22 protein-coding genes are annotated in these 21,194 nt (G+C 60.3%); 19 read left to right on the top strand and 3 right to left on the bottom strand.

What is annotated here, in order from left to right; all coding sequences use genetic code 11:
• The 10 genes from K0F88_RS01260 to K0F88_RS01215 all read left to right on the top strand — a co-directional run.
• A partial coding sequence (locus tag K0F88_RS01260; RefSeq protein ID WP_257605154.1) for a primosomal protein N' occupies window positions 1–1,995 on the top strand: 1,995 nt, incomplete at its 5' end.
• A 238-nt stretch (window positions 1,996–2,233) separates the two neighbouring features.
• Entirely contained in the window at window positions 2,234–3,970 is a 1,737-nt protein-coding gene (gene argS, locus K0F88_RS01255) for an arginine--tRNA ligase (protein WP_219093404.1), read from the top strand.
• 1 nt (window position 3,971) lies between these two features.
• Window positions 3,972–4,679, top strand: coding sequence for an SPOR domain-containing protein (locus K0F88_RS01250; RefSeq protein WP_219093402.1), 708 nt, complete (start codon window positions 3,972–3,974; stop codon window positions 4,677–4,679).
• 220 nt (window positions 4,680–4,899) lie between these two features.
• Complete coding sequence (hslV, locus tag K0F88_RS01245; RefSeq protein ID WP_007899242.1) at window positions 4,900–5,430, top strand: ATP-dependent protease subunit HslV; 531 nt, start codon at window positions 4,900–4,902, stop codon at window positions 5,428–5,430.
• Window positions 5,431–5,485: 55 nt separating this feature from the next.
• Window positions 5,486–6,823, top strand: coding sequence for an ATP-dependent protease ATPase subunit HslU (gene hslU, locus K0F88_RS01240; protein ID WP_219093401.1), 1,338 nt, complete (start codon window positions 5,486–5,488; stop codon window positions 6,821–6,823).
• 142 nt (window positions 6,824–6,965) lie between these two features.
• Window positions 6,966–7,337, top strand: coding sequence for a gamma-butyrobetaine hydroxylase-like domain-containing protein (locus K0F88_RS01235; RefSeq protein WP_219093399.1), 372 nt, complete (start codon window positions 6,966–6,968; stop codon window positions 7,335–7,337).
• Window positions 7,338–7,595: 258 nt separating this feature from the next.
• Window positions 7,596–9,275, top strand: coding sequence for a class II poly(R)-hydroxyalkanoic acid synthase (gene phaC, locus K0F88_RS01230; RefSeq protein ID WP_219093396.1), 1,680 nt, complete (start codon window positions 7,596–7,598; stop codon window positions 9,273–9,275).
• 147 nt (window positions 9,276–9,422) lie between these two features.
• A complete protein-coding gene (gene phaZ, locus K0F88_RS01225; RefSeq protein ID WP_219093393.1) occupies window positions 9,423–10,277 on the top strand; it encodes a poly(3-hydroxyalkanoate) depolymerase in 855 nt (284 codons plus the stop codon).
• Between the two features lie 115 nt (window positions 10,278–10,392).
• A complete protein-coding gene (gene phaC, locus K0F88_RS01220; RefSeq protein ID WP_219093391.1) occupies window positions 10,393–12,075 on the top strand; it encodes a class II poly(R)-hydroxyalkanoic acid synthase in 1,683 nt (560 codons plus the stop codon).
• Between the two features lie 59 nt (window positions 12,076–12,134).
• Window positions 12,135–12,755, top strand: coding sequence for a TetR/AcrR family transcriptional regulator (locus K0F88_RS01215; RefSeq protein ID WP_219093389.1), 621 nt, complete (start codon window positions 12,135–12,137; stop codon window positions 12,753–12,755).
• A 191-nt stretch (window positions 12,756–12,946) separates the two neighbouring features.
• On the opposite strand, the gene K0F88_RS01210 is transcribed toward K0F88_RS01215, so the two are convergent.
• From K0F88_RS01210 to K0F88_RS01200, 3 genes are all read right to left on the bottom strand, one after another.
• Window positions 12,947–13,831 (bottom strand): phasin family protein, encoded by an 885-nt coding sequence (locus K0F88_RS01210; protein ID WP_219093387.1) that lies wholly within the window; start codon window positions 13,829–13,831, stop codon window positions 12,947–12,949.
• A 10-nt stretch (window positions 13,832–13,841) separates the two neighbouring features.
• Window positions 13,842–14,264, bottom strand: coding sequence for a phasin family protein (locus K0F88_RS01205; RefSeq protein ID WP_219093384.1), 423 nt, complete (start codon window positions 14,262–14,264; stop codon window positions 13,842–13,844).
• 249 nt (window positions 14,265–14,513) lie between these two features.
• The gene (locus K0F88_RS01200; RefSeq protein ID WP_094469536.1) at window positions 14,514–14,789 is read right to left on the bottom strand and encodes a polyhydroxyalkanoic acid system family protein; all 276 of its coding nucleotides are present in this window, start codon (window positions 14,787–14,789) and stop codon (window positions 14,514–14,516) included.
• 155 nt (window positions 14,790–14,944) lie between these two features.
• Between K0F88_RS01200 and ubiE the strand changes: the two genes are divergently transcribed.
• The 9 genes from ubiE to K0F88_RS01155 all read left to right on the top strand — a co-directional run bounded on the left by ubiE (window position 14,945) and on the right by K0F88_RS01155 (window position 21,018).
• On the top strand, window positions 14,945–15,715 hold the full coding sequence (ubiE, locus tag K0F88_RS01195) for a bifunctional demethylmenaquinone methyltransferase/2-methoxy-6-polyprenyl-1,4-benzoquinol methylase UbiE (RefSeq protein ID WP_007948968.1): 771 nt from the start codon (window positions 14,945–14,947) through the stop codon (window positions 15,713–15,715).
• Complete coding sequence (locus K0F88_RS01190) at window positions 15,715–16,338, top strand: SCP2 domain-containing protein (protein ID WP_090176626.1); 624 nt, start codon at window positions 15,715–15,717, stop codon at window positions 16,336–16,338. Before ubiE ends, K0F88_RS01190 begins: the two co-directional genes overlap by 1 nt.
• Window positions 16,335–17,939 carry a ubiquinone biosynthesis regulatory protein kinase UbiB gene (gene ubiB, locus K0F88_RS01185; protein WP_219093382.1) on the top strand — a complete coding sequence of 535 codons (1,605 nt, stop codon included), beginning with the start codon at window positions 16,335–16,337 and terminating at the stop codon, window positions 17,937–17,939. Before K0F88_RS01190 ends, ubiB begins: the two co-directional genes overlap by 4 nt.
• An 81-nt stretch (window positions 17,940–18,020) precedes the next feature.
• Window positions 18,021–18,422: a phosphoribosyl-AMP cyclohydrolase gene (gene hisI / locus K0F88_RS01180; protein WP_219093380.1), complete on the top strand. Its 402-nt coding sequence runs from the start codon at window positions 18,021–18,023 to the stop codon at window positions 18,420–18,422.
• Entirely contained in the window at window positions 18,415–18,747 is a 333-nt protein-coding gene (locus tag K0F88_RS01175; RefSeq protein WP_008025232.1) for a phosphoribosyl-ATP diphosphatase, read from the top strand. Before hisI ends, K0F88_RS01175 begins: the two co-directional genes overlap by 8 nt.
• Window positions 18,748–18,772: 25 nt before the next feature.
• On the top strand, window positions 18,773–19,051 hold the full coding sequence (locus tag K0F88_RS01170) for a twin-arginine translocase TatA/TatE family subunit (protein ID WP_010464483.1): 279 nt from the start codon (window positions 18,773–18,775) through the stop codon (window positions 19,049–19,051).
• A 10-nt stretch (window positions 19,052–19,061) separates the two neighbouring features.
• Window positions 19,062–19,511 carry a Sec-independent protein translocase protein TatB gene (tatB, locus tag K0F88_RS01165; RefSeq protein WP_219093377.1) on the top strand — a complete coding sequence of 150 codons (450 nt, stop codon included), beginning with the start codon at window positions 19,062–19,064 and terminating at the stop codon, window positions 19,509–19,511.
• The gene (tatC, locus tag K0F88_RS01160) at window positions 19,508–20,314 is read left to right on the top strand and encodes a twin-arginine translocase subunit TatC (protein ID WP_219093374.1); all 807 of its coding nucleotides are present in this window, start codon (window positions 19,508–19,510) and stop codon (window positions 20,312–20,314) included. The genes tatB and tatC overlap by 4 nt, the downstream gene beginning before the upstream one ends.
• Window positions 20,311–21,018 carry a 16S rRNA (uracil(1498)-N(3))-methyltransferase gene (locus tag K0F88_RS01155; RefSeq protein WP_219093372.1) on the top strand — a complete coding sequence of 236 codons (708 nt, stop codon included), beginning with the start codon at window positions 20,311–20,313 and terminating at the stop codon, window positions 21,016–21,018. The genes tatC and K0F88_RS01155 overlap by 4 nt, the downstream gene beginning before the upstream one ends.
• The last annotated feature ends 176 nt before the right edge of the window (window positions 21,019–21,194 follow it).

Genomic DNA, 21,194 nt, shown 5'->3' with positions numbered 1-21,194 from the left:
CCGCTACCGCCAGCACTGTTCAAGCTGTGTCTGTGGACCTCGCAGTATTACCAGCACAGCCTCGGTGACACCTTGAGCTGGGCGCTGCCGGTGTTGCTGCGCCAGGGCGAACTGGCCGAGGCGCGCCAGGAACGGTTCTGGTCCGCCGCGCCCGGCGCCAGCCTGGATGACCCGCGTATCGCCCGAGCGCCGCGTCAGCGCGAAGCCCTGGCCACGCTGGCCCAACACCCCCACGGCGTCGCCCATCAGTTGTTGAGCAAACTGATGCTGAGCAAGGACAGCCTGGATCTGTTGCTGGCCAAGGATCTGGTGCAGGTGGAAATCCGCAAGCACGCCCCCGGCGCCCGCCACGAACATTGGCTGGCGCAACCGGAGTTGCCGCTCAACCCAGAGCAGCGTGCCGCGTATGAAGCGATTCGCGCCGGATTCGACAGTTATCACGCGTTCCTGCTGGCCGGCGTTACCGGCAGCGGCAAGACTGAAGTCTACTTGCAGCTGATCCGCGAAACCCTCGAAGCCGGCAAGCAGGCGCTGGTGCTGATCCCGGAGATCAACCTCGGCCCGCAAACCCTGGCGCGCTTCGAGCAGCGTTTCAATGCGCGCATCGCGCTGATTCACTCGGCGGTCAACGACCGCGAACGCCTCGAAGCCTGGCTCGCCGCGCGGGACGGCGACGCTGACATCATTATCGGCACCCGTTCGGCACTGTTCACGCCGATGAAGAACCCCGGCCTGATCATCATCGACGAAGAGCACGATGGCTCCTATAAACAGCAGGAAGGCTTGCGCTATCACGCCCGAGATCTGGCATTGGTGCGCGCGCGGCAGGAAAACATCCCGATTGTCCTCGGCTCCGCGACGCCTTCACTGGAAAGCCTGCACAACGCCTACACCGGTCGGTACGGCCTCCTACGCCTGAACGAGCGTGCTGGCGGCGCCAAGCAACCGCGATTCCTGCGCCTCGATGTAAAAAGCCGTCCGCTGGACAGCGGTATTTCCGGGCCGATGCAGCAAGCCATCGGCCAGACCCTGGCGGCCGGCCAACAAGTATTGGTGTTCCTCAACCGTCGCGGTTTTGCGCCGACGCTGCTGTGTCATGACTGCGGCTGGATGTCCGAGTGTCAGCGCTGCGATGCGCGAATGACCGTGCACCAGCGCTCCGGCGAGTTGCGCTGCCACCATTGCGGCTACGTGGAGCGCGTGCCTCGGCATTGCCCGAAGTGCGGCAAGGTCGATTTGCGGCCGGTGGGTGCCGGCACCGAGCGCGCAGAAGAACGCCTGGCGATTCTGTTCCCGGACGTCCCGGTGCTGCGGGTCGACCGTGACAGTACGTCGCGTAAAGATGCGATGAATCAGTTGTTCGCGACCATTCAGAAAGGCCACCCGTGCATTCTGGTGGGCACGCAAATGCTCGCCAAAGGGCACCACTTTCCACGGGTGACGCTGGTGTCGATTCTCGATGCCGACGGCGGGTTGTTCTCCGGCGACTTCCGCGCCAGCGAGCGCATGGCGCAGTTGATCGTTCAGGTTGCTGGCCGGGCCGGGCGAGCCGAAGAGCCGGGCAAGGTGATTATCCAGACGCACCTGGCCGATCATCCGCTGCTGGTGCAATTGACCGAACAAGGCTATTTCGCCTTTGCCGAACAGGCCTTGAGTGAGCGTCGTTCTGCGGGATTGCCGCCGTTTGCGCACTTGGCGTTGCTGCGGGCCGAAGCGCACAAACCGGGGCAGGCCGAGGGTTTTCTCGATGAGGCGTGCAGTGAGGCCGAGCGCTTGCTGGCTGAGCAGAATCTGACCGGGATTGAACTGCTCGGCCCAGTGCCGGCTCCGATGGAACGACGCGCGGGGCGGTATCGTGCGCAGTTGTTGTTGCAGGCCTCGGCTCGGGCGCCGTTGCATCGGCTGCTGAGCAGTTGGTTACTGGCGCTGGAGCAGATGCCGAGTGGGCGGGCGGTGCGTTGGTCGCTGGATGTCGACCCGGTCGACTTGTATTGAATTCAAGCTCGTTATCGCGGGCAAGCCCGGCTCCCACAGGGATCTGCGTTGCTTACACGTACCGCATCCTGTCACTGACCCTGTGGGAGCGGGCTTGCCCGCGAAGGCTGACTATTTGTCACCACATATCCATAACCTGCCCGCTATAGTTGGCAAGCCCGTCTTCGCAACGGATAATGCCCAGTTTTTCCACTAGCGCATCGAAGCGCCGCCGCGCTTGCGGTCGAAAGAGAACACCATGAAAGACACCATTCGCCAGCTGATCCAACAAGCCATCACCCAACTCGTCAACGAAGGTGTGTTGCCTGAAGGCCTGTCGCCGGCGATCCAGGTGGAAAACTCCCGTGACAAGAAGAACGGCGACTTCGCCAGCAACATCGCCATGATGCTGGCCAAACCGGCCGGCATGAAGCCGCGCGATCTGGCAGAGAAAATCATCGCCGCGCTGCCGGCCGATGAAAACGTCAGCAAGACCGAAATCGCCGGCCCGGGCTTCCTGAATTTCTTCCAGAACACTGATGCCCTGGCCACTCGCCTGGACGCCGCCCTCGCCGACGACCGCATCGGCGTGCGCAAGGCTGGCCCGGCGCAGCGCACCGTCGTCGACTTGTCGGCCCCGAACCTGGCCAAAGAGATGCACGTCGGCCACTTGCGTTCGACCATCATCGGCGACGGCGTGGCACGCGTTCTGGAGTTCCTCGGCGACGACGTCGTGCGTCAGAACCACGTCGGCGACTGGGGCACCCAGTTCGGCATGCTGATGGCTTATCTGCAAGAAAACCCGATCACCAGCGACGAACTGTCCGACCTGGAAAACTTCTACCGCGCCGCCAAGCAACGCTTCGACGAATCCGAAGAGTTCGCCGATCGCGCCCGTGGCCTGGTGGTCAAGCTGCAAGCCGGTGACCCGGACTGCCTGGCCCTGTGGACCAAGTTCAAAGACATCTCGCTGTCGCACTGCCAGAAAATCTACGAGCTGCTGAACGTCAAACTGACCATGGCCGACGTGATGGGCGAAAGCGCCTATAACGACGACTTGATCAACGTGGTCAACGACCTCAAGGCCGCCGGCATGCTGGTCGAGAGTAATGGCGCGCAGTGCGTGTTCCTCGACGAATTCAAGAACGCCGACGGCGACCCGCTGCCGGTGATCATCGTCAAGGCCGATGGCGGCTACCTCTACGCCACCACCGACCTGGCGGCCGTGCGCTATCGCAGCGGCAAACTCAAGGCTGACCGCGCGCTGTATTTCGTCGATCAGCGTCAAGCGCTGCACTTCCAGCAAGTGTTCGCGGTCGCCCGCAAGGCCGGCTTCGTGACGCACCCGATGGAAATGGAACACATGGGCTTCGGCACCATGAACGGCGCCGACGGCCGTCCGTTCAAGACCCGTGATGGCGGCACCGTAAAGCTGATCGACCTGCTGACCGAAGCCCGGGAACGCGCCTACACCCTGGTGAAAGACAAAAACCCCACGCTTGCCGAAGACGAATTGCGCAACATCGCCAGGGTCGTGGGCATTGGCGCGGTGAAATACGCCGACCTGTCCAAGCACCGCACCAGCGACTACAGCTTCAACTTCGACCAGATGCTGAATTTCGAAGGCAACACCGCGCCATACCTGCTATACGCCTACACCCGCGTGGCCGGCGTGTTCCGCAAACTCGGCAAGGATTTCAGCGAAGTCGAAGGCCAGATCGTTCTCGAAGCGGCGCACGAACACGAATTGGCAGCCAAGCTCGCGCAATTCGGCGAAGTGCTGAACAACGTGTGCGAAAAAGGCACACCGCACATCCTGTGCACCTACCTGTACGATGTCGCCGGCCTGTTCTCCAGCTTCTACGAGAACTGCCCGATCCTCAGCGCCGATACCCCGGCGCAAATGCAGAGCCGTCTGCGCCTCGCCGCGCTGACCGGCCGCACTCTCAAGCAAGGCCTGGAACTCTTGGGTCTGGAAACTCTGGAGCGTATGTAAGTTGGCTGCCAAGAAAAAACCTGCACCCAAGCGTGGCGCCAGCCGTTACCAAGCTCCTGCAAAGCAACCGATCCCGGGCTGGCTGTGGATGGCCATCGGCCTGACGGTCGGCGCGTTCATTGTGTTCCTGATGAAACTGGAACCGGGCAAGGGCAGCGAGAGCGTCAAGCGCGAGAAGATCGAACAGCAGAAAGCCACCAAGATCGCCGAGGCCAACAAGACCCCGCCGAGCCCGACGCAACCGGTGAAGCCGAAGTACGACTTCTACACCCTGCTGCCTGAATCGGAAGTGATCGTGCCGCCGGATGCCGTGCCGGAGAAAACCCTGCCGACGCCGCAAGTGCCGGCCGTTCCGACCACGCCGGTCACGCCAGAGCAAGCCGCGAAGATTGATACTGCGCGAGCCCAGGCGGCACTGGCCGGAATCACGCCGCCGCCAGCGCCACCGGTGTCCAAAGCGGCCCCGGTGACGAAGTTCTTCCTCCAGGCCGGCTCGTTCCGCAAGGAGGCTGATGCGGACAAGGTTCGGGCGCAGATCATCCTGCTGGGTCAGGCGGTGGCGGTTGAATCCGGGACAGTCAAAGACGAAACCTGGTATCGGGTGCTGGTCGGGCCGTTCAGCAACCGCGAACAGCTGACCACCGCGCAGAAACAACTTTCCGGCGCTGGCTTCAGCAACCTGTTGTTACAACAACGCCAGAACCGTTAAACCAACCGCTTCGCGGTTGATCGCCAGCAAGCCGGCTCCTACAAGGGATCGCGTAAATCCTGTAGGAGCCGGCTTGCTGGCGATGGCGTCAGATCAAACACCCCCCCTTCCCTGCTAAACACCGCTCGTCCCCTCTCCCGTCCTACAGTTGAAAAACGCATCACCACCCCCATATGAGTTGGCATAAGGCATTTTCGCCCCGCTGCGTGGAGACTCTCCCTTGACCACCATCGTTTCAGTTCGCCGCCACGGCAAAGTCGTCATGGGCGGCGACGGCCAGGTTTCTCTCGGCAATACCGTGATGAAAGGCAACGCGAAGAAAGTTCGTCGCCTGTACCACGGCCAGGTAATTGCCGGTTTTGCCGGGGCCACCGCTGACGCCTTCACCCTCTTCGAGCGTTTTGAAGGCCAGCTTGAGAAACATCAGGGTCACCTGGTTCGCGCCGCTGTCGAACTCGCCAAAGAATGGCGCACTGACCGCTCCCTCAGCCGCCTCGAAGCCATGCTCGCCGTCGCGAACAAAGACGCTTCCCTGATCATCACCGGCAACGGCGACGTGGTCGAACCCGAAGAAGGCCTGATCGCCATGGGTTCCGGGGGCGGTTACGCCCAGGCCGCCGCCAGCGCGCTGCTGAAGAAAACCGATCTGTCGGCCCGGGAAATCGTCGAAACCGCACTCGGTATCGCCGGCGACATCTGCGTATTCACCAACCACACCTTCACCATTGAGGAGCAGGACCTCGCCGAGTAAGCCTGTTCCGGCCCTAGCGCCACGGCTCACTTTTGCTTGAGGACCGCCAATTACTATGTCCATGACTCCCCGTGAAATCGTCCACGAACTCAATCGCCACATCATCGGCCAGGACGATGCCAAGCGCGCCGTCGCCATCGCGCTGCGTAACCGCTGGCGCCGGATGCAGCTGCCCGAAGAGCTGCGCGTTGAAGTAACGCCAAAGAACATCCTGATGATCGGCCCGACCGGTGTCGGTAAAACCGAAATCGCCCGTCGCCTGGCCAAACTCGCCAACGCGCCGTTCATCAAAGTTGAAGCGACCAAGTTCACCGAGGTCGGCTACGTCGGTCGCGATGTCGAATCGATCATTCGTGACCTGGCTGACGCGGCGATCAAGCTGCTGCGCGAACAGGAAATGACCAAGGTTCGTCACCGCGCCGAAGACGCCGCCGAGGAACGCATCCTCGACGCCCTGCTGCCACCGGCACGCATGGGCTTCAACAATGACGACGCCCCGTCGGCCGACTCCAACACCCGCCAGCTGTTCCGCAAGCGACTGCGCGAAGGTCAGTTGGATGACAAGGAGATCGAAATCGAAGTCGCCGAAATGGCCGGCGTCGATATCTCCGCGCCACCGGGCATGGAAGAAATGACCAACCAGTTGCAAAGCCTGTTCGCCAACATGGGCAAGGGCAAAAAGAAAAGCCGCAAGATCAAGGTCAAGGAAGCGTTGAAACTGGTGCGTGACGAAGAAGCCGGTCGCCTGGTCAACGATGAAGAGTTGAAGGCCAAGGCGCTGGAAGCGGTCGAGCAGCACGGCATCGTGTTCATCGACGAAATCGACAAGGTCGCCAAGCGCGGCAACTCCGGCGGCGTCGACGTGTCCCGTGAAGGCGTGCAGCGCGACTTGCTGCCGCTGATCGAAGGCTGCACCGTCAACACCAAGTTGGGCATGGTCAAGACTGACCACATCCTGTTCATCGCCTCCGGCGCGTTCCACCTGAGCAAGCCGAGCGACCTGGTGCCCGAGCTGCAAGGTCGTCTGCCGATTCGAGTCGAGCTGAAGGCGCTGACACCGGAAGACTTCGAACGCATCCTCAGCGAGCCGCACGCATCGCTCACCGAGCAGTATTGCGCCTTGCTGAAAACCGAAGGCCTGGTCATCGAGTTCCAGCCGGACGGTATCAAGCGCATCGCCGAGATCGCCTGGCAGGTCAACGAGAAGACCGAGAACATCGGTGCCCGTCGCCTGCACACTTTGCTCGAACGTCTGCTTGAAGAGGTGTCGTTCAGCGCCGGCGACCTGGCCAGCGCCCACGACGACAAGGTGATCCTGATCGACGCCGAGTACGTCAACAGCCACCTCGGTGAATTGGCGCAGAACGAAGACCTGTCCCGTTATATCCTGTAGGCCATACTTACAGTGACGGAGAACCTGTGGGAGCGAGCTTGCTCGCGATGAGGCCATCTCATTCGATATTGATTTGAATGTGATACCGCTATCGCGAGCAAGCTCGCTCCCACAAGGATTCCCACAAAGCGGACATCCGGTCATGATCCCCACCGACATCAAACTGCACAAAGCCTCGAAAACCCTGTCGCTGAAATACGCGTCCGGCGAGGAACATCACCTGCCCGCCGAGTTCCTTCGCGTGCACTCTCCTTCCGCCGAGGTCCAGGGCCACGGCAAACCTATCCTGCAATTTGGCAAGATCGGCGTAGGCCTGACCAAGGTAGAACCGGCCGGTCAGTACGCACTGAAATTGACCTTCGACGACGGCCACGACAGCGGCCTGTTCACCTGGGAATATCTGTACCAGCTGGGCGTGCGTCAGGAGGACCTTTGGAACGATTATCTTGCCGAACTGAAAGCCGCCGGAAAAACCCGCGATCCCAACGAATCCATCGTCAAGCTGATGCTCTAGGTCAGCCCTCTTGCTCTTTAGAGGGCATTTTCTAATTCCATCTGTTTGAATGCTCCGCTCCTGGGTCAATGATTGGCCCGCTTGCGAAAAAAATTAAACTCGGGTAACCAATGGAGCTGGCAAGTTCCCTGCAGTGCTCTCTGCCGTAAAAAGCAGCGATGCAGAATTAACGGTCACCCGAGCAGAAGTACCTGGCATTGGCTGTGTGATGACACGGCTGGACCCCGGTACTCGTCTCAGGACAATGGAGCGTCGTAGATGAGTAACAAGAATAACGATGACTTGAAGTATCAAGCCTCGGAAAACACCTTGGGGCTGAATCCTGTCGTTGGGCTGCGTGGAAAGGATCTACTGGCGTCTGCTCGAATGGTGCTCAGGCAGGCCATCAAACAACCGATCCACAGTGCCAGGCATGTCGCCCATTTCGGCCTTGAATTGAAGAACGTGTTGTTCGGCAAATCCGAGCTTCAACCGACCAGCGATGACCGTCGCTTCGCCGATCCGGCCTGGAGCCAGAACCCGCTCTACAAACGTTATCTGCAAACTTACCTGGCGTGGCGCAAGGAACTCCACGACTGGATCGATGACAGCAATCTGCCGCCCAAAGACGTCAGTCGCGGGCATTTCGTGATCAACCTCATGACCGAAGCCATGGCCCCGACCAACAGTGCGGCCAACCCGGCGGCGGTCAAACGTTTCTTCGAGACCGGCGGCAAAAGCCTGCTCGACGGCCTCTCGCACCTGGCCAAGGATCTGGTACACAACGGCGGCATGCCGAGCCAGGTCAACATGGGCGCGTTCGAAGTCGGCAAGAGCCTGGGCGTGACCGAAGGCGCGGTGGTGTTCCGCAATGACGTGCTGGAATTGATCCAGTACCGCCCGACCACCGAGCAGGTGCACGAGCGCCCATTGCTGGTGGTGCCGCCGCAGATCAACAAGTTCTATGTATTTGACCTGAGCCCGGACAAGAGTCTGGCGCGGTTCTGCCTGCGCAATCATGTTCAAACCTTCATCGTCAGTTGGCGCAACCCGACCAAGGAGCAGCGTGAGTGGGGTCTGTCGACCTACATCGAGGCGCTCAAGGAAGCGGTCGACGTGGTCACCGCGATCACCGGCAGCAAAGACATCAACATGCTCGGCGCTTGCTCCGGCGGCATCACCTGCACGGCGCTGCTGGGCCATTACGCCGCGATCGGGGAGAAGAAGGTCAACGCCCTCACCCTGCTGGTCAGCGTGCTGGATACGACCCTGGACAGCGACGTCGCGCTATTCGTCGACGAGCAGACCCTCGAAGCCGCCAAGCGCCATTCCTATCAGGCCGGTGTGCTGGAAGGCCGCGACATGGCGAAAGTCTTCGCCTGGATGCGCCCCAACGATTTGATCTGGAACTACTGGGTCAACAACTACCTGCTCGGCAACGAGCCGCCGGTGTTCGACATCCTGTTCTGGAACAACGACACCACCCGGTTGCCCGCTGCGTTCCACGGCGACCTGATCGAAATGTTCAAAAGCAACCCACTGATCCGTGCCGATGCACTGGAAGTGTGCGGCACGCCGATCGACCTGAAGCAGGTCACGGCCGACATCTTTTCCCTGGCCGGCACCAACGACCACATCACGCCGTGGAAGTCCTGCTACAAGTCGGCGCAGTTGTTTGGCGGCAAGGTCGAGTTCGTGCTGTCCAGCAGCGGGCATATCCAGAGCATTCTGAACCCGCCGGGCAACCCGAAATCGCGCTACATGACCAGCACCGAAATGCCGGTCAAAGCCGAAGAATGGCAAGAGAACTCCACCAAGCACACTGACTCCTGGTGGCTGCACTGGCAGGCCTGGCAGGCCGAGCGTTCGGGCAAGCTGAAGAAATCCCCGGCGAGCCTGGGCAACAAAGCTTACCCGGCAGGCGAGGCGGCGCCAGGCACTTACGTACACGAGCGGTAACCGACACACCTCGCGCCCTCTGTAGGAGCGAAGCTTGCTCGCGAAAGCAGTCTTTCATTCAACACGGATGTCGACTGACTTGACGCCTTCGCGAGCAAGCTTCGCTCCTACAGGGGACCGGGATAATTCACCCACAGGGCCTGAAGCATGCCGCAACCGTTCATATTCCGTACCGTCGACCTGGATGGCCAGACCCTCCGCACGGCGGTACGCCCCGGCAAGCCTCACTTGACGCCCTTGCTGATTTTCAACGGCATCGGCGCCAACCTGGAGCTGGTGTTTCCGTTCGTCGCAGCACTGGACCCGGACTTGGAAGTCATCGCCTTCGACGTCCCCGGTGTCGGCGGTTCGTCGACGCCGAATCGGCCGTACCGTTTTCCGGGCCTGGCGAAACTCACGGCGCGGATGCTCGACTATCTCGACTACGGGCAAGTCAACGTCATCGGCGTTTCCTGGGGAGGTGCCCTCGCCCAGCAGTTCGCCTACGACTATCCCGAGCGCTGCAAGAAACTCGTGCTGGCGGCCACGGCGGCCGGCGCAGTGATGGTGCCGGGCAAGCCGAAAGTGTTGTGGATGATGGCCAGCCCACGGCGCTACATCCAGCCGTCTCACGTGATCCGCATTGCGCCGATGATCTACGGCGGCTCGTTCCGTCGCGATCCGACCCTGGCTGCCAGCCATGCGGCAAAGGTCCGTTCGGCAGGCAAGCTCGGTTACTACTGGCAGCTGTTCGCCGGGCTTGGCTGGACCAGCATTCACTGGCTGCACAAGATCAACCAGCCGACCCTGGTACTGGCCGGCGACGACGATCCCCTGATCCCGCTGATCAACATGCGCGTGCTGGCCTGGCGAATCCCCAACGCACAGTTGCACATCATCGATGACGGGCATCTGTTCCTGATTACCCGCGCCGAAGCGGTGGCACCGATCATCATGAAATTCCTCGAGGAGGAACGTCAGCGCGCCGTGATGCATCCGCATCCGGCGCCATTGGGCGGTTAACCGGCCCATTATCGGTCGGCAGGACGCCGCACCGCGCAACAACCCGTAACAGCGTCTATGGTGTTCTGGTTCAGTGTGTTTGTATTTGGCCTGAAAGACGAAGGAGTGTTGACACATGCGCGACAAACCAGCGAGGGACTTTTTGCCCACTCCCGCCGCGTTCATCAACGCGCAGAGTGCGATCACTGGCCTGCGTGGCCGGGATCTGTTTTCGACCCTGCGCAGCGTTGCCGCCCATGGCTTGCGCAACCCGGTGCACAGTGCCCGCCACGCCTTGAAACTGGGCGGTCAGCTGGGCCGGGTACTGCTGGGTGAAACGCTGCATCCGACCAATCCGCAAGACAGTCGCTTTTCCGACCCGGCGTGGAGCCTCAACCCGTTTTATCGCCGCAGCTTGCAGGCCTACCTGAGCTGGCAGAAACAGGTCAAAAGCTGGATCGACGAGAGCGGAATGCCCCCAGACGATCGTGCCCGCGCGCACTTCGCCTTTGCTTTGCTCAATGACGCCGTGGCGCCGTCCAACACCCTGCTCAATCCGTTGGCGATCAAAGAGATCTTCAACTCCGGCGGCAACAGTCTGGTGCGTGGCATCAGCCATCTGGTCGACGATTTCCTGCACAACGACGGCCTGCCCAGACAAGTCACCAAGCAAGCGTTCGAGGTCGGTAAAACAGTCGCCACCACCACGGGCTCCGTGGTGTTTCGCAACGAGCTGCTGGAACTGATCCAGTACAAGCCGATGAGCGAAAAGCAGTATTCAAAACCGCTGCTGGTGGTGCCGCCACAGATCAACAAGTACTACATTTTCGACCTGAGCCCGCACAACAGCTTCGTCCAGTTCGCCCTGAAAAACGGCCTGCAGACGTTCATGATCAGCTGGCGCAATCCGGATGTGCGGCACCGTGAATGGGGTCTGTCGACCTACGTCGAAGCGGTGGAAGAAGCGATGAACGTTTGCCGGGCAATCACCGGCGCTCGCGAAGTGAACTTGATGGGCGCTTGCGCCGGTGGGCTGACCATCGCCGCGTTGCAAGGCCACTTGCAGGCCAAGCGACAACTGCGGCGAGTGTCCAGCGCGACGTATCTGGTGAGCCTGCTCGACAGTCAGATGGACTCTCCAGCGACTCTTTTCGCTGACGAACAGACTCTGGAAGCGGCCAAGCGTCGCTCCTATCAGAAGGGTGTGCTGGACGGGCGCGACATGGCCAAGGTCTTTGCCTGGATGCGTCCCAACGATTTGATCTGGAGTTACTTCGTCAATAACTACCTGTTGGGCAAGGAGCCTCCAGCGTTCGACATCCTCTACTGGAACAACGACAACACCCGGTTGCCGGCAGCCTTGCATGGCGACCTGCTGGACTTTTTCAAGCACAACCCGCTGAGTCATCCGGGCGGCCTGGAAGTGTGCGGCACGCCGATCGACTTGCAGAAAGTCACGGTCGACAGCTTCAGCGTGGCCGGCATCAACGACCACATCACGCCGTGGGACGCGGTGTATCGCTCAACGCTGCTGCTGGGTGGCGAGCGACGCTTCGTCCTGTCCAACAGCGGTCATGTGCAGAGCATCCTCAACCCGCCTAGCAACCCGAAAGCCAACTTCGTCGAGAGCGCGAAACTGAGCAGCGATCCACGGGCGTGGTATTACGACGCCAAGCAAGTCGACGGCAGTTGGTGGACCCAATGGCTGAGCTGGATTCAGGAACGTTCGGGCGCGCAAAAAGAAACCCACATGGCCCTCGGCAACCAGAACTATCCACCGATGGAGGCGGCACCCGGTACTTACGTGCGTGTGCGCTGACTGACAACGAACCACGGCACACGCCTGCCGTGGCATGACTCGACCATTAAGAAGACTGGATGAAAACCCGCGACCGGATCCTCGAATGTGCCCTGCAATTGTTCAATCAGAAGGGTGAACCGAACGTTTCCACCATGGAAGTTGCCAACGAAATGGGCATCAGCCCGGGCAACCTCTACTACCACTTCCACGGCAAGGAACCGTTGATTCTCGGCTTGTTCGAGCGTTTCCAGGCCGAGCTTGCGCCACTGCTTGATCCTCCGGCCGATGTGGAACTGGCACCGGAGGATTACTGGCTGTTCCTGCACTTGATCGTCGAGCGCCTGGCGCACTATCGGTTCCTGTTCCAGGACTTGTCGAACCTGGCCGGGCGCCTGCCGAAGCTGGCCAAGGGCATCCGCAATCTGCTCAATGCACTGAAGCGCACACTGGCTTCATTGTTGGCGCGTTTGAAGGCGCAAGGGCAGTTGGTCAGTGACACTCAAGCGCTGGGGCAGTTGGTGGAGCAGATCACCATGACGCTGCTGTTCTCGCTGGACTATCAGCGGATTCTTGATCGCGAGGGTGAAGTCAGGTTGGTGGTGTATCAGATCATGATGCTGGTGGCGCCGCATTTGCTGCCGCCGATCAAAGTGGCGACCGAGCACCTGGCGCTGCAATACCTGGAAGAACACGACTAACTCTGCACACCGCTAAATCCTGTGGGAGCGGGCTTGCCCGCAATAGCTATTTCCCAGTCGATATCAATGGTGAATGTGATGGCCTCATCGCGGGCAAGCCCGCTCCCACAGGTCTAGTGGCACCTTGGAAACCGTGCACAAACAAAAACGCCCGACCTTTGCAGGCCGGGCGTTTTCTTGAGCCCTGAAAATCAGGACTGACTGGTTGGCGTCGATGGAGCTGGCGCGACAGTCGGGGTTACAGCAGGGGTCGGTGCAGCAGCGGAGTTCGACGTGCTGACCGGGGTTGCCGGTTTGGCGGCAGCCACTGCTGGTTTTGGCGCGGCAGCCTTAGGCGCGGCCGGCTTTTTCACTGCTGGTTTCTTCGCTGCGGCAGGTTTTGCCGCTGGCTTGGCTGCCGGTTTGGCTGCTGCAGTTTTAGCAGCCGGTTTTGCCGCTGGTTTGGCGGCGGCTTTGGCAGCAACCGATTTGACCGCTGCCTTGGCTGCTGCAGGTTTGGCGGCCGCAGTTTTGGTAGCAGACTTGGCTGCAGACGCAACTTTCGACGCGGCTTTAGCGACCGGTTTAGCGGCGGCCTTGGCCAGTGGCTTGGCTGCGCTTTTGGCTGCTGGTTTAGCTGCCGCAGGTTTGGCCGCTGCGGTTTTCGCCGCAACAGGCGCAACCTTGGCGCCGGTCAGTTTTTCGATTTGCTTGGTCAAGGTATCGACCTTGCTGTGCAGCGCTTTCACTTCATTGCGGCTTGGTACACCCAGGCGCGAAATGGCGCTGTTCAGGCGCTTGTCGAAAGCCCCTTCCAGCTCATCCCACTTGCCCAGCGCACGATCTTTCACGCCGCTGATACGCGACTTGGCCGACGAAGCGGAATCCTTGACGTCATCGACTTTCTTGCCGACAGCGCTCTTGGTGAGCTTCTCGGCTTTCTCGCCGTCTTTAACCAATGTATCGAAGAGTTTGCTGCCGTCAGTGTCGATCTTCGAGTACACGCCTAAACCAGCCAGCCAGATTTTGCGGGAGTAGTCTTCAACTTTCCCGATCCACGAGCTGCCTTCTTTTTCGGTGTTCTTTTTACCAGCCATCCCGTTCTCCTTAAGATTTACGCGCGACGCGTTCGAGCAATGCCGTCAGCTCATCGAGCTTAGCAGAGAGTGTCTCAACGTCATGTTTAGACGGAATGCCGATACGATTCAAGGCACTTGCGACACGTGAGTCAAAAGCCTTCTCGACCTTGTCGAGTTGAACTTCGACCTTGGCTTTGAAAGTGCTCACTTCACTCTTGGCTTCGTCGATCTCTGAGTTAGCCGCTTCAAGTTTCTCGGCAACTACTTTTTTGCCTTTGGTTTCAACAGTTTGACCCGCCTTGATCAACTCTTGAAAGTACTCGCTGCCCTCTTGGCCAACCTTGGTGTAGGCACCCAGGCCTGCCAGCCAGATCTTGCGGGCATAGGATTTGACGTCGCCCAGAGCAGTGGTCGATGCGTCGATTTTTTTCTTCAGAATAACTTTGGCCATGGTGCACCTCACGCGCAGAAGGTTTGAGGAACTGCCCGCGAAAGTGTCGGGCTCAGGCACAAAGTAGGGAGAAAAATTAGAAACGGCACCCTAACAACTGACATAAAGAAGTAGGTACACCACCGAACCTGTGGGAGCGGGCTTGCCCGCGAAGAGGTCGGTACATCCACCACATCTTCTGTGACGGGTACACCGCCTTCGCGGGCAAGCCCGCTCCCACAGGGATTGCGTCTCACAGAAAGAATCGGGTCAGACCAACGCTTTATCGAGCGCTTTCTCGATTTCCGATTTGATCATGCCGCTCATGGCCGACATCATCAGACCCAACTCCACATCGACACGGATCGAGTCTTCGCTGACAAGCACCGCGCCTTTAACGCCGGAGCGTCTGAGGTTCAGGGTGTCGCCGGACCACTGCGGCTCCAGGCCATATTGATCGGACAGTTTCTGCGCCAACTGGTCGGCCTTCTCACGGGCCGCTTCCTTGCCCAGGCCGTGGGCACGTTCAACACTAATACGGGCCATCGAATGACTCCTGCTTTATGAATGCTTTCCTGAAGCATCTTGACCGCTGCTGCGGCAAAACGTCCCGGTGGTTGCCTATCTTACCTTCAGCCTTGCCAAGACAAAGCAGGCCACCGGGATTAGAATGTCCCGCATTCTCTTTTGGTGACAGCGATATGACTGATCAGCGCAAAGGCAGCGATGCCGAACCCACCACTCACTTCGGCTTCAAAAACGTTCCGGAAAGCCAGAAAGCGGAAAAAGTCGCTGAGGTTTTTCACTCGGTAGCCGCCAAATACGACTTGATGAACGACCTTCTGTCGGGCGGCATGCACCGTCTGTGGAAGCGTTTTGCGATCGAGCTGTCGGGTGTTCGCACCGGCAACCGCGTGCTGGACATCGCCGGCGGCACAGGTGACCTGACCAAGAAGTTCTCGCACCTCGTTGGCCCGACCGGCCAGGTCGTGTTGGCCGACATCAACGAATCCATGCTCAAGGTCGGTCGTGACCGCCTGCTGGATCTGGGTGTGGCCGGCAACGTCGAGTTCGTTCAGGCCGACGCCGAAAAACTGCCGTTCCCGGACAACCATTTCGACTGCGTGACCATCGCCTTCGGCCTGCGCAACGTCACGCATAAAGAAGACGCCCTGCGTTCGATGCTGCGCGTGCTGAAACCAGGCGGCCGTTTGTTGGTGCTGGAATTCTCCAAACCGACCAACGCGCTGATGTCCAAAGCCTACGACGCCTACTCGTTTGCCTTCATGCCGTTGATGGGCAAGCTGATCACCAACGACTCGGAAAGCTATCGCTACCTGGCCGAATCGATCCGCATGCACCCGAATCAGGAAACCCTGAAGTCGATGATGGTCGAAGCCGGTTTCGACCGCGTGACCTACCACAACATGACCGCAGGCATCGTCGCCCTGCACCGCGGCATCAAACCCTGATGTTGCTGGCCGGCCTGCTCGCCAGCGTTGAACTCGGTCTGAACCGGGTGCTGCGTCTCGACAGCACGGCGCTGCCGCGGCTGGCGCATTTGAGCGGCAGGGTGATTGCCGTCGACTGCCGCAGCCCGGCGCTGCAACTGTTCATCCTGCCCAGCGACGAAGGCCTGATGCTCGCCTCCCATTGGGAAACCGGCGCTGACTGCACGTTGCGCGCACCGGCCTCAAGCCTGTTGAAACTGGCGATGAGCAAGGACAAGACTTCGGTGCTGCACGGCCCGGAAGTCGAGCTCGACGGCGACAGCGGCGTGCTGCTGGAACTGGCGGCGATCCTTCAGGACCTTGAGCTGGACTGGGAGTACGAACTCTCGCGCTGGCTCGGCCCGGTCGCCACACAACTGGTCGGCGGTCACCTGCGCAGTCGCGCACGCTGGTATCAGCAAGGGTTCGCCAGCCTGAACCAGAATCTTGGCGAATACCTGGCCGAAGAATCGCGCACCCTCGTCGGTCAGCGCGAAGCCGAAGCCCGATTCAGTGAACTGGACCAGATCAAACTCGATCTGGAACGTCTCGAGGCGCGTTTCGAGCGCCTTTCCCGATCCCTCGACCCAAGCGATAACGCATGAAGCTGCTTGCCGTCCGCCGTTTGTTGCGCATCCAGCGCGTTGTGATTCGCTACCGCCTCGATGACCTGTTATTCGCCCTGCCATTGCCATGGTTCCTCTTGGCGCTGCGCTATGCGTTGCCGTGGCGCTGGTTCCCGCGCAAGACGCTGGACCTGAGCCGCGGTGCGCGATTGCGCCTGGCGTTGCAGGACTTGGGGCCGATATTCATCAAGTTCGGGCAGATCCTGTCCACCCGCCGCGACCTGCTGCCGGAAGACATCGCAGATGAACTGATGAAACTTCAGGACCGCGTGCCGCCGTTCGACTCGCAGGTGTCGGTCAACCTGATCGAAGAGCAGCTCGGCAAAAAGATCAGTGAAGTGTTCAGCCGTTTCGACGTTGAACCGCTGGCCTCAGCCTCGGTGGCGCAGGTGCACGCCGCGCAACTGAAGACCGGCGAAGAAGTCGTGGTGAAGGTGATCCGCCCGGGTCTGAAACCGATCATTGCCCAGGACCTGGCATGGCTGTTCATCCTCGCCCGCGCCGCCGAAAGGCTTTCGGCGGATGCACGTTTGCTGCACCCGGTGGACGTGGTCCAGGACTACGAAAAAACCATCTACGACGAACTCGATCTGCTGCGCGAAGCGGCCAACGCCAGCCAGTTGAAGCGCAACTTCGAAGGCTCGCCGCTGCTCTACGTGCCGCAAGTCTACTGGGACTGGTGCCGGCCGAAAGTGCTAGTGATGGAGCGTATCTACGGGATTCAGGTCACCGACCTCGCAACCCTGGCCGACCAGCGCACCGACATGAAGATGCTTGCCGAACGCGGTGTGGAAATCTTCTTCACCCAGGTGTTCCGCGACAGTTTTTTCCACGCCGACATGCACCCCGGCAACATCTTTGTCAGCACCGTCAACCCGTGGAGCCCGCAGTACATTGCGATCGACTGCGGCATCGTCGGCAGCCTGACCCCGGAAGACCAGGATTACCTGGCGCGTAACCTGTTCGCGTTCTTCAAGCGTGACTACCGGCGGGTCGCCCAGTTGCACATCGATTCAGGCTGGGTACCGGCGGAAACCAAACTCAACGAATTCGAGGCAGCGATCCGCACTGTGTGCGAGCCGATCTTCGAAAAACCATTAAAAGATATTTCATTTGGTCAGGTGCTGATGCGCCTGTTCCAGACCGCACGACGCTTCAACATGGAAGTGCAGCCGCAACTCGTATTGCTGCAAAAAACCTTGCTGAACATCGAAGGCCTGGGCCGTCAGCTGTACCCGGATCTCGATCTGTGGAACACCGCCCAGCCGTTCCTCGAACGCTGGATGCGTGAGCGCGTCAGCCCCAAAGCCTTGCTCGGCAACGTGCAGAGCCAGTTCGAGCAGATTCCGCACTTGGCCAACATGGCCCGTGACCTGCTCGAACGCATGTCCCAGCCCCACGCCAACGATCCGCCACCACCGTGGCACAAGCGCAAGGACGACTGGTTCCTGCGCCTGCTCGGCTGCGCTCACCTGGCGGGCGGCGCCATTCTGCTGGCCGGCGGGCCGTTGAGCGAAATGGGTCATTGGCCGGCCGGAATCATGGTGGCCGTCGGTTTGTATCTGGTCGTTCGCCGATAGCCAGCGCCCCCGCACGCTGGCACACTGTTTGAACGCTTGGGTTCTGCTCATGAAGTGTGGAACCCGCTGTCGGAGTCGAAGATGAAAAACTGGCTGGACGAGATCAAGTGGGACGCAGACGGCCTGGTGCCGGCGATTGCCCAGGATCACAAGACCGGGCGCGTCCTGATGATGGCCTGGATGAACCGCGAATCACTGGAACTGAGCGCTGCCGAGAACCGTGCCATTTACTGGTCACGTTCCCGTGGCAAGCTGTGGCGCAAGGGCGAAGAGTCCGGCCACGTGCAAACGCTGCATGAGATGCGCCTGGACTGTGACGCCGACGTGATCATCCTGATGGTCGAGCAGATCGGTGACATCGCCTGCCATACCGGTCGCCAGAGCTGCTTTTACCGCGTCTTCGAGAACGGCGACTGGAAAACCGTCGATCCAGTGCTCAAGGACCCGCACGCCATTTATTCCGCAGGACACACCCATGAGTGACACCCTGACCCGTCTGGCCGAGGTGCTGGAAGCGCGCAAAGGCGCCGCCGCCGACAGCTCGTATGTCGCCAGCCTGTACCACAAGGGCTTGAACAAGATTCTGGAAAAAGTCGGCGAAGAGTCGGTCGAAACCATCATTGCCGCCAAGGATGCCGCCATCAGCGGCGACTGCAGTGATGTGATCTACGAGACCGCCGATTTGTGGTTCCACAGCATGGTCATGCTCGCCCAACTGGGGCAGCATCCACAGGCTGTACTCGATGAACTGGACCGTCGTTTCGGTCTGTCCGGACACGCAGAGAAAGCCTCGCGCCCGTCCGCCTGAACAACTATTAGAGAGGAGCAGCAACATGGGCATTTTTGACTGGAAACACTGGATCGTCATCCTGGTTGTTGTCGTGCTGGTGTTCGGCACCAAGAAACTGAAGAACCTCGGCACTGACGTGGGCGAGTCGATCAAGGGTTTCAAAAAAGCCATGAACGATGACGAAAAACCGGCCGACCCTACCGTTACCCCGGCGCAACCGGTTCCACCTGTTCAGCCACAGACCACTCAGTCCGTGAACCAGCCGCACACCATTGACGTGCAGGCGCAAAAAGTCGAAGAGCCGATCCGCAAAGACGTGTGAGCACTGACTAATGTTTGGTATCAGCTTCTCTGAACTGCTGCTCGTCGGCCTTGTGGCCCTGCTGGTGCTGGGCCCCGAGCGTCTGCCGGGTGCTGCGCGCACCGCCGGCCTGTGGGTCGGTCGTCTGAAGCGCAGCTTCAACGCGATCAAACAGGAAGTTGAACGTGAAATTGGTGCCGACGAGATTCGTCGGCAACTGCACAACGAGCACATCCTGTCCCTGGAACAGGAGGCGCGGAAGATTTTCACGCCGACCCAGCAGGAGGCCACGCCCGTTCAGCCTGTTGAACCGGTCGCGGAGCAAACGATTCATGCCCCCGCCGCCGAGCCAACACCTGTTGTCGCCGCTGTAGCACCTGCGCCTGTTGTTGCAATGCCACCGGCTGAACCTGCCACGCCTGCGGCTGCGCCTGTTGCGCCGGCCCCTCATGACCCAACACTGCCGCCGCGAGCCCCATGAGCGATCTTCCTGAAAACGACCAGCACATGCCGCTGGTTTCGCACCTCACCGAGTTGCGTACCCGCCTGCTGCGTTGCGTAGCGGCGATCTTCATCATCTTCGCCGGGTTGTTCGCGTTCACCCAGCAGATCTACACCTTCGTCTCGACGCCGCTGCGTCAGTACCTGCCGGTGGGCGCGACGATGATCGCCACCGACGTGTCGTCGCCGTTCCTGACGCCATTGAAGCTGACCATGATGGTCTCGCTGTTCCTGGCGATCCCGGTGATCCTGCATCAGATCTGGGGCTTTATCGCGCCGGGCCTGTACAAGCATGAGAAGCGCATCGCCGTGCCGTTGCTGGTGTCCAGCATCATGCTGTTCTACGCCGGCATGGCATTCGCCTATTACCTGGTGTTCCCGCTGATCTTCAAATTCTTCGCCGCCGCCACCCCGGCCGGCGTGGAAATGATGACTGATATCAGCAGCTACCTCGACTTCGTCATGACGCTGTTCTTTGCCTTCGGCGTGGCGTTCGAGATCCCGGTGGCCGTGGTGCTGCTGGTGTGGATCGGCGTGGTCGACGTCAAATACCTGAAGAAAATCCGCCCCTACGTGATCATCGGCTGCTTCGTGGTCGGCATGATCCTGACACCGCCGGACATCTTCTCGCAGACGCTGTTGGCTGTACCGATGTGGCTGCTGTTCGAGATCGGCATCCTGTTCGGTGGTCTGATCAGCAAGCGCGGCGACCATCCAAACGATCAGCCGGACAACCAGCCGGCAGACGATCACAACGACCAGCCGCCAGCGACCCAGCCGTGAACCTGCTGCTCCTCGAAGAGGCCGATTTCATTGCGGCCGACCGGGTGATCCTGCGTGATCGCCGGTTGACGCACATGCAGGATGTCCACCGTTGCGAAGTGGGTGACAGCATGCGCGTCGGGCGTATCGGCGGCCTTATGGGTGCGGCCGAAGTGCTGCGACTGGACGCTGATGAAACCGAACTGCGCGTCACCCTTGACCAGCCGCCACCGGCCAAGCTGCCACTGACACTGGTGTTGGCCCTGCCACGGCCGAAAATGCTGCGCAGGGTGTTTCAGACCGTGGCGGCTATGGGTGTGCCACGAATCATTCTGGTGAACAGCTATCGCGTCGAGAAGAGCTTCTGGCAGACGCCGTTTCTGGAACCTGAAGCGATTCGCGAGCAATTGATCCTCGGCCTGGAACAGGCCAGGGACAGCGTACTGCCGGAAATTGTCATCGAAAAACGCTTCAAACCGTTCGTCGAAGATCGGCTGCCGGCCATTTCCGAAGGTACGCTCGGCCTGGTGGGTCACCCGGGCAACTACCCGCCCTGCCCTCGCGGCCTGGATCAACCGGTGACTCTGGCCATCGGCCCCGAGGGTGGCTGGATCCCTTACGAAATCGACCTGCTGGCCAAGTCCGGCCTGCAACCGGTACAACTCGGCGAACGCATCCTGCGCGTTGAAACCGCCGTCACCGCGCTGCTCGCACGACTCTTCTAAGACACAGAACCTGTGGGAGCGAGCTTGCTCGCGATAGCGGACTGCCAGAAACGCATGTGTTGACTGGCCCACCGTCATCGCGAGCAAGCTCGCTCCCACAGGGGAATTTGTCGTTCCAACCAATGTGTACGCCTACAGATTCCCCGCCGCCCGCCGATACAGACCCCATAAAACCA

It is taken from the genome of Pseudomonas sp. UMAB-40 (assembly GCF_900095275.1).
Taxonomy (GTDB): domain Bacteria; phylum Pseudomonadota; class Gammaproteobacteria; order Pseudomonadales; family Pseudomonadaceae; genus Aquipseudomonas; species Aquipseudomonas mandelii_B.
This window is presented reverse-complemented; position numbering and strand designations above follow the sequence as displayed.